12 protein-coding genes are annotated in these 12,822 nt (G+C 58.2%); 6 read left to right on the forward strand and 6 right to left on the reverse strand.

The window, feature by feature from the left end:
* The first annotated feature begins 12 nt into the window (after positions 1–12).
* From FGA82_RS10550 to FGA82_RS10560, 3 genes are all read left to right on the forward strand, one after another.
* Positions 13–267 (forward strand): YkgJ family cysteine cluster protein, encoded by a 255-nt coding sequence (locus FGA82_RS10550; protein WP_007908349.1) that lies wholly within the window; start codon positions 13–15, stop codon positions 265–267.
* A gap of 41 nt (positions 268–308) precedes the next feature.
* Entirely contained in the window at positions 309–914 is a 606-nt protein-coding gene (locus tag FGA82_RS10555) for an START domain-containing protein (RefSeq protein ID WP_016985992.1), read from the forward strand.
* Positions 915–1,228: 314 nt separating this feature from the next.
* Positions 1,229–3,322 carry an LTA synthase family protein gene (locus FGA82_RS10560; protein WP_141127040.1) on the forward strand — a complete coding sequence of 698 codons (2,094 nt, stop codon included), beginning with the start codon at positions 1,229–1,231 and terminating at the stop codon, positions 3,320–3,322.
* A 75-nt stretch (positions 3,323–3,397) separates the two neighbouring features.
* Here FGA82_RS10560 and FGA82_RS10565 read toward each other — a convergent pair whose 3' ends face one another.
* Entirely contained in the window at positions 3,398–3,556 is a 159-nt protein-coding gene (locus FGA82_RS10565) for a DUF3309 family protein (RefSeq protein ID WP_169432680.1), read from the reverse strand.
* A 323-nt stretch (positions 3,557–3,879) separates the two neighbouring features.
* Here FGA82_RS10565 and FGA82_RS10570 point away from each other — a divergent pair, with 323 nt between their 5' ends.
* The 3 genes from FGA82_RS10570 to csrA all read left to right on the forward strand — a co-directional run bounded on the left by FGA82_RS10570 (position 3,880) and on the right by csrA (position 5,412).
* The gene (locus tag FGA82_RS10570; protein WP_095120542.1) at positions 3,880–4,695 is read left to right on the forward strand and encodes an SDR family oxidoreductase; all 816 of its coding nucleotides are present in this window, start codon (positions 3,880–3,882) and stop codon (positions 4,693–4,695) included.
* A 63-nt stretch (positions 4,696–4,758) separates the two neighbouring features.
* Entirely contained in the window at positions 4,759–5,091 is a 333-nt protein-coding gene (locus FGA82_RS10575) for a YnfA family protein (RefSeq protein WP_141127041.1), read from the forward strand.
* Positions 5,092–5,226: 135 nt separating this feature from the next.
* Positions 5,227–5,412: a carbon storage regulator CsrA gene (gene csrA / locus FGA82_RS10580; RefSeq protein WP_141127042.1), complete on the forward strand. Its 186-nt coding sequence runs from the start codon at positions 5,227–5,229 to the stop codon at positions 5,410–5,412.
* A gap of 5 nt (positions 5,413–5,417) precedes the next feature.
* On the opposite strand, the gene FGA82_RS10585 is transcribed toward csrA, so the two are convergent.
* The 5 genes from FGA82_RS10585 to FGA82_RS10605 all read right to left on the reverse strand — a co-directional run bounded on the left by FGA82_RS10585 (position 5,418) and on the right by FGA82_RS10605 (position 12,612).
* Entirely contained in the window at positions 5,418–5,645 is a 228-nt protein-coding gene (locus FGA82_RS10585; RefSeq protein WP_003236706.1) for a YheU family protein, read from the reverse strand.
* A 170-nt stretch (positions 5,646–5,815) separates the two neighbouring features.
* Positions 5,816–7,006 carry an osmoprotectant NAGGN system M42 family peptidase gene (locus FGA82_RS10590; RefSeq protein WP_141127043.1) on the reverse strand — a complete coding sequence of 397 codons (1,191 nt, stop codon included), beginning with the start codon at positions 7,004–7,006 and terminating at the stop codon, positions 5,816–5,818.
* Positions 7,007–7,172: 166 nt separating this feature from the next.
* Positions 7,173–8,921: an N-acetylglutaminylglutamine synthetase gene (gene ngg / locus FGA82_RS10595; protein ID WP_141127044.1), complete on the reverse strand. Its 1,749-nt coding sequence runs from the start codon at positions 8,919–8,921 to the stop codon at positions 7,173–7,175.
* A 3-nt stretch (positions 8,922–8,924) separates the two neighbouring features.
* On the reverse strand, positions 8,925–10,697 hold the full coding sequence (locus FGA82_RS10600; protein ID WP_141127045.1) for an N-acetylglutaminylglutamine amidotransferase: 1,773 nt from the start codon (positions 10,695–10,697) through the stop codon (positions 8,925–8,927).
* A 109-nt stretch (positions 10,698–10,806) separates the two neighbouring features.
* Positions 10,807–12,612 carry a dermonecrotic toxin domain-containing protein gene (locus FGA82_RS10605; protein ID WP_212760533.1) on the reverse strand — a complete coding sequence of 602 codons (1,806 nt, stop codon included), beginning with the start codon at positions 12,610–12,612 and terminating at the stop codon, positions 10,807–10,809.
* Positions 12,613–12,822 lie beyond the last annotated feature (210 nt).

The following is a 12,822-nucleotide window of genomic DNA, read 5'->3' on the forward strand; positions in this document are numbered from 1 at the left end:
GAAACGTTCGTCATGAAATGCCGTGAAGGCTGTGGCGCTTGCTGCATTGCCCCTTCCATCAGTTCGCCGATCCCCGGCATGCCTGATGGCAAACCTGCCGGCGAACGTTGCGTGCAACTCTCGGTCGAAAACCTGTGCAGCATTTTCGGCCGCCCGGAGCGCCCGGCAGTCTGTTCCGGCTTCGCGGCTGATGTCGAAGTCTGTGGCAGCAGCTCGGAAGAAGCGATCAGGCTGATTGGCTGGTGGGAGCAAATGACGGCGGCGTGATGTGTCAAACGAACGGAACTTCAACAATAAGGAACAAGACTATGGGTTCGCTGCATCGTATCGCTGTGTTGTGTGGTTTGACCGCTGTGCTGGCGACCTCCGTCGCTCAGGCTGAAGACTGGAAAGTCGCCAAGAACGAGGACGGCATCAAGGTGTCCCTGAGTGAAGTGCCGGGGTCGGACTACAAGTCCTACCAGGGCGTTGCGCTGATGAAGACCACCGTCGCCAAACTGCGCGCACTGCAGGAAGACGTCTCCGGCGCCTGCGCCTGGATTCACGAGTGCAAGACCCAGAAACTGCTCAAGCACGAGGGCGATCAGAGCTGGACCTACACTCAGTTCAACACGCCTTGGCCAGTGACCCCGCGTGATTCGGTACTGCACATCACCACCGTTGAGGGCGCCGACGGCAGCCTGACCCGTAACCTCGAAGGTCTGCCGAAGTACATCCCGGAAGAGAAAGGTTTTGTCCGTGTAGCGCAGGTCAAAGGCTTCTGGAAGTTCGTACCCAAAGGTGATCAGGTTGAAGTGACCTACCAGGTGCACACCGAGCCAGGTGGTAGCGTGCCGTCGATGATTGCCAACAAGTTTGTTGTCGATGCGCCGTTCAACACCCTCAAGGCTTTGAAAGAACGCGCCGAGAAGTAATCTCGCGCTCAGACAAAACGCCCCGACCGATTCGGGGCGTTTTGTTTTGTATCTATATTGTGTTTCCGGATATTCGTTGCACGAAATTTTCACAAAGTGTTCAAGACAATTCGCCCGCGCTGTTTGCACGCTGTCCCGGTTTGCCGCTGTGCTGAATGAAAGTGTCTGGCGGTGGGGCAGTAATCAATGGCAATGGTGCGGGTGATCGTGCAACATTTGCGCACCGCGCACGCCCCGGGGTCTGGAATGACCAATAGAGGGCATGGCGCCGCTGTTTTTTTGCAACTTCAACTTCCAATGGGTCCTAAAACGACATGGCAAACCCGGACGCCCTGAATCAGCAGCGATCTTCTGCTCGCCTGCTGCAACCGACCGTCAAATCGCATCTGGCCTACACGCTGCTTTGCGCGCTGGTCATGATGGTGATGTTTTCCGTGCTGCGCCTCGCGCTGCTGGTCTACAACCGCGAGATGATCCTCGACACCCCGGCTTCGACCTTCCTCGAAGCCTTCGCCAATGGCCTGCGTTTCGACCTGCGCCTGGTGGTTTACGTGTGCATTCCGCTGGTGCTGGCACTGTTCAGTGCTCGCGCCATGGCCGCACGCGGTTTCTTCCGTCTGTGGCTGACGATCGCCTCGAGCATCGCGTTGTTCCTCGGCTTGATGGAGATGGACTTCTACCGCGAGTTCCACCAGCGCCTGAATGGTCTGGTGTTCCAGTATGTGAAAGAAGACCCGAAAACCGTGATGAGCATGCTCTGGTACGGTTTTCCGGTGGTGCGCTACCTGCTGGCCTGGGTCGTCGGCACTGTCATCCTGACGCTGGCGTTCAAAGGCGCTGACCGTGCCACCCGCCCGCGCGGGCCTTTCAGTGGCGGTAGCGTCAGCAGCCGTCAAGTCGCGCCGTGGTACACCCGTCTGGCGGTGTTCGTGGTCTGCCTGCTGATCTGCGTGGTCGCGGCCCGTGGCACGCTGCGTCAAGGCCCGCCGATGCGTTGGGGTGACGTGTACACCACCGATTCCAACTTCGCCAACCAGCTCGGCCTCAACGCCACGCTGTCGCTGATCGAGGCCGCCAAGTCCCGCATGGGCGAGGATCGCGACAACATCTGGAAAGCCACGTTGCCGCAAGAACAAGCGCAGAAAGTCGTGCGCGACATGCTATTGATGGCTGACGACAAACTGGTCGATGCCGATATTGCCGCCGTACGCCGTGATTACACGCCGCCGGCCGACAAGACCCTGCCGATCAAGAACGTCGTGGTGATCCTGATGGAGAGCATGGCCGGTCACTCGGTCGGTGCTCTGGGTGCGCCGGGCAACATCACGCCATACCTGGACAAATTGTCGAAGGAAGGCCTGCTGTTCGACCGTTTCTTCTCCAACGGCACGCACACCCACCAGGGCATGTTCGCGACCATGGCCTGCTTCCCCAATCTGCCAGGTTTCGAATACCTGATGCAGACTCCGGAAGGCAGCCACAAACTGTCTGGCCTGCCGCAGGTGCTCAGCGCCCGTAACTACGACGACGTGTATGTCTACAACGGCGATTTTGCCTGGGACAACCAGTCGGGCTTCTTCAGCAACCAGGGCATGACCAACTTTGTCGGCCGTAACGACTTCGTCAACCCGGTGTTCTCCGATCCGACCTGGGGCGTGTCCGACCAGGACATGTTCGACCGTGGTCTGCAGGAGCTCAAGGCGCGGGAAAACGGCAAGCCGTTCTACGCGCTGCTGCAAACCCTGTCCAACCACACGCCATACGCCTTGCCGACGCCATTGCCAGTCGAGCGCGTGACCGATCGTGGCAGCCTCAATGAACACTTGACCGCCATGCGCTACTCCGATTGGGCGTTGGGTCAGTTCTTCGAGAAGGCGCGCAAAGAGCCGTACTTCAAGGAGACCCTGTTCGTCATCGTCGGTGACCACGGTTTCGGCAACGAGCGTCAGATCACCGAAATGGACCTGGGCCGCTTCAACGTGCCGATGCTGATGATTGCACCGGGCATTCAAGAGAAGTTCGGTACCCGTGATCACACTGTGGGTACACAGATCGACATCGTGCCGACCATCATGGGCCGGCTCGGTGGCGAAGTGCGTCATCAGTGCTGGGGCCGTGACTTGCTCAATCTGCCGGAGGGCGACACCGGTTTCGGTGTGATCAAGCCATCGGGCAGCGAGCAGACTACCGCCATCGTCACCGCCGACCAGATCCTGGTGTTGCCAAGAGACAAGGACATGGGGCCGAAGATGTGGCAGTACCAGTTGGGTGCCAATCCGCACGCCGAAGTCGTTCCGAATGCACCGCGCACCGCCGAGTTGAAACTCAAGCTGGAAGCGTTCCTGCAAACGGCGACCAAAAGCCTGATGGATAACACCGCGGGCGTCGTTCACGGCAAGCCGGATTGATCGCTTACCGACAATAAATCCGCGCAATAAAAAAGAGGCCCTGAACAGGGCCTCTTTTTTTTGCCGGTTACATGGCTATATCCGACCGAGCAACAGCAGTACCAACAGCACCACCAACACCACGCCGATAATGCCCGAAGGACCATAACCCCAACTTCTGGAGTGTGGGAAGACCGGCAGACCACCGATCAGCAACAGGATCAGGATAATGATTAGAATTGTGCCCATGTCGATTTCCTTGTTGATAGTGTTCGAGAAGTCTTGGTGTTCAAGGGCGACTGGAGACTAAGTAATTCCAGACGGCTTACAAATTCCGACTGCTGCGCATGAAAGAAAATTCAATGTTTTTTTAATGTATTTGGATTGCTCGCTTATTTCCTTTAAAGCACAAGATCAAAAGATCGCAACCTTCGGCAGCTCCTACAGGAGTTCGATGCAGGAGCTGCCGGAGGCTGCGATCTTTTGATCCTCCATTCAGCAACTTGATGGAGCGTGGGCGCGCGCCGATCCTTCGCTACACTCGGCGCATCTTCCCCGGAACAACAAGGCTGTGTGCTATGCAAAATCGCATGATGATCACTGGTGCGGGCTCGGGCCTGGGTCGCGAAATCGCGCTGCGCTGGGCGCGCGAAGGCTGGCAACTGGCTTTGTCTGACGTCAGCGAACCCGGCCTGCAGGAAACCCTGAAAATGGTCCGCGAGGCGGGCGGTGACGGTTTCACTCAGCGCTGCGATGTGCGTGATTACAGCCAGCTCACCGCATTCGCCCAAGCCTGCGAAGAGAAGCTGGGTGGCATCGACATCATCGTCAACAACGCCGGTGTTGCGTCGGGCGGTTTCTTCAGTGAGCTGTCGCTGGAAGACTGGGACTGGCAGATCGCGATCAACCTGATGGGCGTGGTCAAGGGCTGCAAAGCGTTTCTGCCGCTGCTTGAGCAAAGCAAAGGCAAGATCATCAACATCGCGTCGATGGCCGCATTGATGCAAGGCCCGGCGATGAGTAATTACAACGTGGCCAAGGCTGGCGTGGTGGCGCTTTCGGAAAGTCTGTTGATTGAACTGGCCCAACAGGAAGTCGGCGTGCATGTGGTCTGTCCGTCATTCTTCCAGACCAATCTGCTCGACTCCTTCCGTGGCCCGACGCCGGCGATGAAAGCGCAGGTGGGCAAGTTGCTGGAAAGTTCGCCGATCACCGCGGCGGACATCGCCGACTACATCTATCAGCAAGTAGCGGCCGGCGAATTCATGATCCTGCCCCACGAACAAGGGCGCATGGCCTGGGCGATCAAGCAGAAAAATCCGCAACTGCTCTATAACGAAATGACTTCAATGGCCGAAAAAATGCGCGCCAAAGCCAAACAGAACAACGGCTGACCTTGCCCGTTGTCGGCGGCGTCGTTAGGGTGGCCGCAATGGTCACCCTGTCGAGACGCTTCAATGCTCAATTACTTGTGGTTTTTCCTCGCGGCGTTGTTTGAAATCGCCGGTTGTTTCGCCTTCTTCATGTGGCTGCGCCAGGGCAAAAGTGCTCTGTGGGTGATGCCCGCGATGCTCAGTCTGACCCTGTTTGCCTTGTTACTGACCCGCGTCGAAGCCAATTATGCGGGGCGTGCCTATGCCGCTTATGGCGGGATCTACATCGTCGCGTCGATTGGCTGGCTGATGGTGGTCGAGCGGGTGCGTCCGTTGGGTTCGGACTGGATCGGCGTGGCATTGTGCGTGATCGGCGCCAGCGTGATTCTGTTCGGGCCACGCTTTTCTGCGGCGTGATGGCTGGTTGTCGGAAACGTCTGACGGCTTGAAGCGAGCATGGCTGTAAGGTAAAACTGATTTGCCCGCCATGCATTGTAGAGCCGCGCCAAGCCGCGCATCTTCAGGGTTCGCTAACCCTGAAGGACGAATCTCATGCTTGTACTCAGCCGTGTCGTTGGTGAGTTGATTTCAATCGGTGATGACATCACCTTGCGCGTTCTGTCAGTGAACGGTGCCAGCGTGCGTTTTGGCGTCGAGGCGCCACAAAAGGTCAACGTGCACCGCGCGGAGGTCTATGAGCGGATTCAGCGCAAGCAGACCACGCAGAAAGTTCGCTGAGGATTTCAGTCGAACAGATGCTTGGGCACATCGTGCTTGAGCATCAACTGGCATTGCTCGCTGTCCGGGTCGAAGACGATCAGCGCCTGGCCCTTGGTCAGAGCCTGGCGCACGCGCAGCACGCGGGTTTCCAGCGGCGTGTCATCGCCATTGTCGGTGCCGTCGCGGGTGACGAAATCTTCGATCAGGCGGGTGAGTGTGTCGACTTCAAGCGCGTCGTAGGGAATGAGCATGGGCACCTCGGTCAAATCAATGTCGGGATGCTACGGCGATTGCGGGTTGCCTGCCAGTTCTGTGTTGCCTATGCCGACCCCATCGCGAGCAGGCTCACACCTACAGGAGAACGCATTCCAAAGGTAGGTCTTCGCCTGCTCGCGATAGCGGTGTTCCAAACAACGATGATCTAACTGTCGGAACGCTGCCCCACCAGGCTGTCCACCGACGGCACCCGCGTATCGCTCTCCATCTGCGTGTCATGTTCAATCTGATGACTGAACCGGTCCAGCGAAGCATTCGCTGGCGCCGCATCACTGGCAAACACCGGCGGACTCAGAATGTAAGCCCCGAGCAGTCGGCTCAGTGCCGCCAGGCTGTCGATGTGAGTACGCTCATAACCATGGGTCGCATCACAACCAAAAGCGAGCAGGGCGGTGCGGATATCGTGGCCCGCCGTCACCGCCGAGTGCGCGTCGCTGAAGTAATAACGGAACAGGTCGCGGCGCACCGGCAGTTCGTTTTCACCGGCCAGCCGCAGCAAATGTCGCGACAGGTGATAGTCATACGGGCCGCCGGAATCCTGCATCGCCACACTCACCGCATGCTCGCTGGAGTGCTGCCCCGGCGCAACGGGGGCAATGTCGATACCGACAAACTCGCTGACGTCCCATGGCAATGCCGCCGCTGCGCCGCTGCCGGTTTCCTCGGTAATGGTGAACAGCGGATGGCAGTCGATCATCAGTTCCTGACCGCTGTCGACAATGGCTTTGAGTGACGCCAGCAGCGCCGCAACTCCGGCCTTGTCATCGAGGTGACGGGCGCTGATGTGGCCGCTTTCGGTGAACTCCGGTAGCGGATCGAACGCCACCACGTCGCCGATGCTGATGCCCAGCGAATCGCAATCGGCCTTGGTCGCACAGTAGGCGTCCAGCCGCAGTTCAACGTGATCCCAACTGATAGGCATTTCATCGACGGCAGTGTTGAACGCATGTCCGGACGCCATTAGCGGCAACACGCTGCCGCGAATCACACCGTTGTCGGTAAACAGGCTGACGCGGCTGCCCTCGGCGAAACGGCTCGACCAGCAGCCGACCGGGGCGAGAGTCAGGCGGCCGTTGTCTTTGATCGCACGAACGGCGGCGCCGATGGTGTCCAAATGCGCGGAAACGGCACGGTCGGGACTGTTTTTCTTGCCCTTGAGCGTGGCGCGAATGGTGCCGCGCCGAGTCATTTCGAACGGGATACCAAGTTCTTCCAGACGCTCGGCGACGTAACGCACGATGGTGTCGGTGAAGCCAGTGGGGCTGGGAATGGCGAGCATTTCCAGGAGGACTTTTTGCAGGTAGTTGAGATCCGGTTCGGGGATTTGCGTGGTCATGGAAACTCCTGATGGGTTGAGCACACCGATGGTTTCGATGAGGAAAGTTTTGTGTTGCTTGATCGGGCCTCATCGCTGGCAAGCCAGCTCCCACAGTTTTTGTGTGTACCGCAAAACTTGTGGGAGCTGGCTTGCCAGCGATGGCGTCAGTCCAGTCACTAGAGAATCAAGAGACAACCGGCTGACTGTGCGGAAACAACAAATCAACAAACCGCTCCGCCGTCGGTTGCGGCTCGTGATTGGCCAACCCGGCGCGTTCGTTGGCCTCGATAAACACGTACTCCGGTTGATCCGCCGCTGGCACCATCAAGTCGAGGCCAACCATCGGAATATCCAGCGCCCGCGCCGCGCGCACGGCGGCATCAACCAATGTCGGATGCAGAATCGCGGTGACATCTTCCAGCGTGCCGCCGGTATGCAGATTCGCCGTGCGCCGCACAAATAGATGCTCGCCGGCCGGCAAAATGCTGCTGTAGTCGTAACCCGCGGCATGCAAGGTGCGTTGGGTTTCGTGATCCAGCGGAATCTTGCTCTCGCCACTGGTGGCCGCTTGCCGACGTCGACTCTGCGCCTCGATCAACGCGCCAATCGAATGCTGACCATCGCCAACCACTTCCGCCGGTTTGCGAATCGCTGCCGCGACCACTTCAAAACCGATCACCAAAATCCGCAGATCAAGGCCTTCGTGGAAACTCTCCAACAGCACTCGGCTATCAAATTGTTTCGCCGCTTCGATGGCCTGCTGCAGCTCTTCGATGTTCTGCAGATCCACCGCAACGCCCTGGCCCTGTTCGCCGTCGAGCGGCTTGACCACCACCCGTTGATGCTCATCGAGAAAGGCCAGATTGTCGTCGGCATTGCCCGCCAGTTGCTGCGACGGCAGATTCAGACCGGCCGCTTTCAGTACTTTGTGCGTCAGGCTTTTGTCCTGACACAGGCTCATACTGATCGCGCTGGTCAGGTCGCTCAGCGATTCACGGCAACGCACGCGACGGCCGCCATGGCTGAGCGTAAACAACCCGGCATCAGCGTCATCCACCTGCACATCAATGCCGCGCCGATGCGCTTCTTCAACGATGATCCGCGCGTACGGATTGAACTGCGCCTCCGGGCCGGGGCCAAGAAACAGCGGCTGGTTGATGCCGTTCTTGCGCTTGATGGCGAAGGTCGACAGGTTGCGGAAACCGAGCTTGGCGTAGAGGCTTTTTGCCTGACGGTTGTCGTGCAACACCGACAGATCCAGATAGCTCAGACCGCGACTCATGAAGTGTTCGATCAAGTGCCGCACCAGCACTTCACCGACACCCGGGCGCGAGCACTGGGGATCAACCGCGAGGCACCACAGGCTGCTGCCGTTTTCCGGGTCGTTGAAGGCTTTGTGATGGTTCAGGCCCATGACGCTGCCAATCACCGCGCCACTGTCTTCATCCTCGGCCAGCCAGTACACCGGGCCGCCCTGATGGTGCGGGGTCAGTAATGTGGCATCGATCGGCAACATGCCGCGCGCCTGATACAACTGGTTGATCGCTTGCCAGTCCGCCTCACTCTGCGCACGGCGGATGCGAAAGCCGCGAAACACGCGGGTGGCCTGGCGGTAATCGCTGAACCACAGGCGCAAAGTGTCGGATGGATCGAGGAACAACTGCGTCGGTTCCAGGCCGAGAATCTGCTGTGGCGCGGCGACGTACAGCGCGATGTCGCGTTCGCCGGGCTGTTCTTTGAGCAGTTCCTGAGCCAGCGATGCCGGGTCGGGAAACGTGTGGCCGATCAGCAACCGGCCCCATCCGCAATGCACCGCGATCGGCTCGGCGGCCAGCGTGCTGCCGTCTTCGGCCAGACGTGCCTGCAAGCGTTCATAGGACGGTGTCTGACCGCGTAGCAGCCGCTGGTTGATGGCCGTGGCGTGGGGTTTCATCGATCAGATTCCTTGTTCACTGAGCCACAGATTCAGAGCTGCCAGTTGCCACAGCTTCGAACCGCGCAACGGCGTCAGTTGGCCTTGCGGGTCGGTCAGTAATTTGTCGAGCATGGCCGGGTTGAACAGGCCGCGATCCTGACTTGGATCGAGCAGCAGTTCGCGCACCCAGTTCAGCGTGTCGCCCTGCAAGTGCTTGAGACCAGGCACCGGGAAGTAGCCTTTCTTGCGGTCGATCACTTCACTTGGAATCACTCGGCGCGCGGCTTCTTTCAAGACTTGCTTGCCGCCATCGGGCAGCTTGAATTTGCCGGGTACGCGGGCCGAGAGTTCGACCAGTCGATAGTCGAGAAACGGCGTACGCGCTTCCAGGCCCCAAGCCATGGTCATGTTGTCGACGCGTTTGACCGGGTCATCGACCAGCATCACCGTGCTGTCCAGACGCAGGGCTTTGTCCACCGCCGCATCGGCGCCCGGCTGGGCGAAATGTTCTTTCACGAAGTCACCGGCCGCGTCATGCGCAGTCAGCCATTTGGGTTGCACGGTGGCGGCGTAGTCGTCGTAGCTGCGGTCGAAAAACGCGTTGCGATACGCCGCGTAAGGATCGGCTGCGCCGTCGACTTGCGGGTACCAGTGATAACCGGCGAACAACTCGTCAGCACCCTGACCGCTCTGCACCACTTTGCAGTGCTTGGCCACTTCGCGCGACAGCAGGTAGAAGGCGATGCAGTCGTGGCTGACCATGGGCTCGCTCATCGCACGGAATGCAGCGGGCAGTTGCTCGATGATCTCTTTCTCATCGATGCGCAATTGATGATGGTGGGTGCCGTAGTGTTTGGCGATCAGATCGGAATACTGAAACTCGTCACCGCGTTCGCCGCCGGCATCCTGAAAACCGATGGAAAAGGTCGACAGGTTCTCGACGCCGACTTCACGCAACAGACCGACGAGCATGCTCGAATCGACACCGCCGGACAGCAGCACACCGACATCCACTGCTGCGCGTTGACGAATCGCCACCGCCTCGCGGGTGCTGTCGAGGACGCGGTCGACCCAGTCTTCCAGCGTCAGGTTTTTTTCGTCGTCGTGTGGGCCGTAGGGCAGTGTCCACCAGGTTTTCTGCTCGGTGCTGCCATCGGCTTCAACGCGCATCCAAGTAGCGGGCGGCAGTTTTTCAATGCCGGCCAGCAGGGTGCGTGGCGCCGGAACCACAGCATGGAAATTCAGGTAATGATTGAGCGCCACCGGATCAAGGATCGGGTTGATGTCGCCGCCCTTGAGCAGCGCCGGCAAGGCCGAAGCAAAACGCAAACGCTGACCGGTGCGCGACAGGTACAACGGCTTCACACCGAGGCGGTCGCGGGCGATGAACAGGCGCTTGGCGTCGCGTTCCCAAATGGCAAAGGCGAACATGCCATTGAGCTTGGGCAGCAACGCTTCGCCCCAGGCGTGGTAGCCCTTGAGCAGCACCTCGGTGTCGCCACCGGAGTAGAAGGCGTAGCCCAGCGCTTCGAGTTCGGCGCGTAGCTCCGGGAAGTTGTAGATCGCGCCGTTGAAGGCCAGCGACAGGCCCAATTGGCTGTCGATCATCGGCTGCGCCGAGCCGTCCGACAGGTCCATGATTTTCAGGCGACGATGACCGAGGGCAATCGGCCCTTGGGCATGGAAGCCCCACGCGTCGGGGCCGCGAGGGGCCAGGTGATGGGTAATTCTCTCGATCGCTGCAAGGTCTGCAGGTTGTTGATCAAAACGTAACTCGCCAGCTAATCCGCACATAAAATCCTTACCGGTTTTTCCGTTGGGGAGGGGTCAAGCCGTACCTCGCCAGAAGGGCGGGTACTCAGAAACTGACCCGCGCCGGTAAGTGGAGTTTTAGAACGATAAGTTATAAGGCTGGGCGTTGATCTGTTGGCGTTGCTGAATGATCGCTTGTTGAGCCTTCGCTGATCTGTGCACCTTGTGTGGCTTGATCGGCGATGGCTTTGTGCTGCACGGTCCAGCCATTGTCGGCGCAATACACCACGGACGGGCCGTAGGCGTGCGCATTCAGCGGATGGCGGATACGCCACGCTGACGGATCGGGCTGCACCTCATAAACGCGCTCGTCGACCTTGATGTACTGTCGCCCGTTCCATTTGAGCACCCGGTGATCGTCGTCCTCAGAGACAGCCTGCAGCAAAACCTGCCGGGCAATTTCGGCACCCGACTGGTACGTCGACAGGGCCGGTTTTTCCATTCGAATGCCAGGTAGCTCGGCAGAATGTTCTTTTACCTCGAATTGGCGGAAATAGTCGTCAGCCGCTTCGGCATCCACCAGTCGACTGTAAGTCCCGGTATCGGACGCTGACAGGCGCTTTTTCAGATCCAGCAGGCGGGACAGGGCTGCGTGCTTTTCGATGGCGGTCCAATCGCTCAGGTGGGTGAAGACGAGGGCGAGCAATTCATCCGTGGCAAACGTGCGCAAGTTGTTGCTGAAGTCATGGGTCGGGTGGCGGGACTGTCGGGAGGTACTGCGCAAAGCATGGTCTTCGCGCCGCTTGGCGTAGAAGGGTTCGCTGACATTGGCGACCGGCACGGCGATGTCTCTGGCATCGGCGGCCAACTTGTTCAGATTGCGCTCAAAAAGATGTTTGCACAGTCCTTTCTTTAACGGGATAAACGTTATGTCGTCGACAATCGAAATGCTGTCCAGGTTATTTGTCTGCAACTGACGCTGTTCGGTGTTGGTCAGCTGGGAAATAATCATTTTTTGCAGTTCTTTGTTTGCGATGAAGTTGACGCCTAGCCGATGTTTGCACTCTTCCTCACTGTTGTCCTTGTAAAAGCAGTCGCCCGGATCGTTGGGGATGTACAGGATAAAACTGTCTTTCGTCGAATGATCAGTTTGACGGCAAGTTATCAGGATGGCATCGGTCAGATAGTTGCCGAATAGCTGCACGGAGTACAGTTTGATGTTGCCGTTGTTGAACGGGGTACCATCAAAGATGTCCTCGATTCCTGTGAGCAGGCTTGACAGCGTGAGCAGCTGGTGCTGAGGGAAGTCGGGGTTGCTCAAATACTTTTCGTAGGCGGCGAGTTTCATATTGAACTTGTGCAGGCGAGCCCCGATTAGTTCGATGTTTGAGACCTTGAAAGTTCTGGCAATGTGCTTCTGGTACTGACCGCCGAGATCGAGTTGGCGACTTAGCGTGGCAAACGCGTGCGCGGTTATCTTGATCGGTTTTGATCCGGCGCCTGATGTGTTGTCTACCTTGCCCGCGGTTTCGCTGTCGCTCGAGAAATAACCTGGAGTCGCTTCTTCGGCCGTGAAATTCAGCATGGCCGCCTGCAGCAGGCTATAGCTGCACGGATCAGTGTCAGTGTCATTGGCTGGCTTGAGCCTGATGCTGTCGTTGACACTGAAACGCCTGCCATAGGTTTGCTGCAGTTCATGACGAAGCTTGCGCCGGCAGAAATTTTCCAGAGTTTCGACCTTGCTGAGCAGTTCATCGATGTAGTTCTGGTAAGGCAATGCTTCATCGAGGATTGCGCGGAAATCGGCGAGTCTGACGGGATCGGCCTTTGGCAATGCGTGGCTGATAAAACGGCCGACGGCGTTAGCCTTGTCCTGATCCTTGATCTCTTCAAACAATGTTTTAAGCGTCGCTTCGCTGGCCAGAATAGCGGTTTGTTGCTCGGTGTCTGGATTCATGGGGTGAAGTCTCGTCGTCAATAAGAGACTTCATGCTAGTTCGGTTGTGTGCAAATAAATAACGTTATTAGTTGGTCGTTTGAGGCGCAGGGTGAGCAGGATTTTGACTGTGAAATATACATATTTACCACCTGCGCGTGATGTAAATATGCCGAGGGTTGTCAGGGGTGTGGCGGGTGCCGAAAAATATTATTTTTTGTTCTAATAAAT

This window comes from Pseudomonas fluorescens (assembly GCF_005938625.1).
GTDB lineage: Bacteria > Pseudomonadota > Gammaproteobacteria > Pseudomonadales > Pseudomonadaceae > Aquipseudomonas > Aquipseudomonas fluorescens_BD.

What these genes read in the sequence shown, in the direction of transcription:
- FGA82_RS10550 (WP_007908349.1), top strand. Translation starts at nt 13, where the DNA reads ATGAAATGCCGTGAAGGCTGTGGCGCTTGCTGCATTGCCCCTTCCATC.
- FGA82_RS10555 (WP_016985992.1), top strand. Translation starts at nt 309, where the DNA reads ATGGGTTCGCTGCATCGTATCGCTGTGTTGTGTGGTTTGACCGCTGTG.
- FGA82_RS10560 (WP_141127040.1), top strand. Translation starts at nt 1,229, where the DNA reads ATGGCAAACCCGGACGCCCTGAATCAGCAGCGATCTTCTGCTCGCCTG.
- FGA82_RS10570 (WP_095120542.1), top strand. Translation starts at nt 3,880, where the DNA reads ATGCAAAATCGCATGATGATCACTGGTGCGGGCTCGGGCCTGGGTCGC.
- FGA82_RS10575 (WP_141127041.1), top strand. Translation starts at nt 4,759, where the DNA reads ATGCTCAATTACTTGTGGTTTTTCCTCGCGGCGTTGTTTGAAATCGCC.
- csrA (WP_141127042.1), top strand. Translation starts at nt 5,227, where the DNA reads ATGCTTGTACTCAGCCGTGTCGTTGGTGAGTTGATTTCAATCGGTGAT.
- FGA82_RS10585 (WP_003236706.1), bottom strand. Translation starts at nt 5,645, where the DNA reads ATGCTCATTCCCTACGACGCGCTTGAAGTCGACACACTCACCCGCCTG.
- FGA82_RS10590 (WP_141127043.1), bottom strand. Translation starts at nt 7,006, where the DNA reads ATGACCACGCAAATCCCCGAACCGGATCTCAACTACCTGCAAAAAGTC.
- ngg (WP_141127044.1), bottom strand. Translation starts at nt 8,921, where the DNA reads ATGAAACCCCACGCCACGGCCATCAACCAGCGGCTGCTACGCGGTCAG.
- FGA82_RS10600 (WP_141127045.1), bottom strand. Translation starts at nt 10,697, where the DNA reads ATGTGCGGATTAGCTGGCGAGTTACGTTTTGATCAACAACCTGCAGAC.
- FGA82_RS10605 (WP_212760533.1), bottom strand. Translation starts at nt 12,612, where the DNA reads ATGAATCCAGACACCGAGCAACAAACCGCTATTCTGGCCAGCGAAGCG.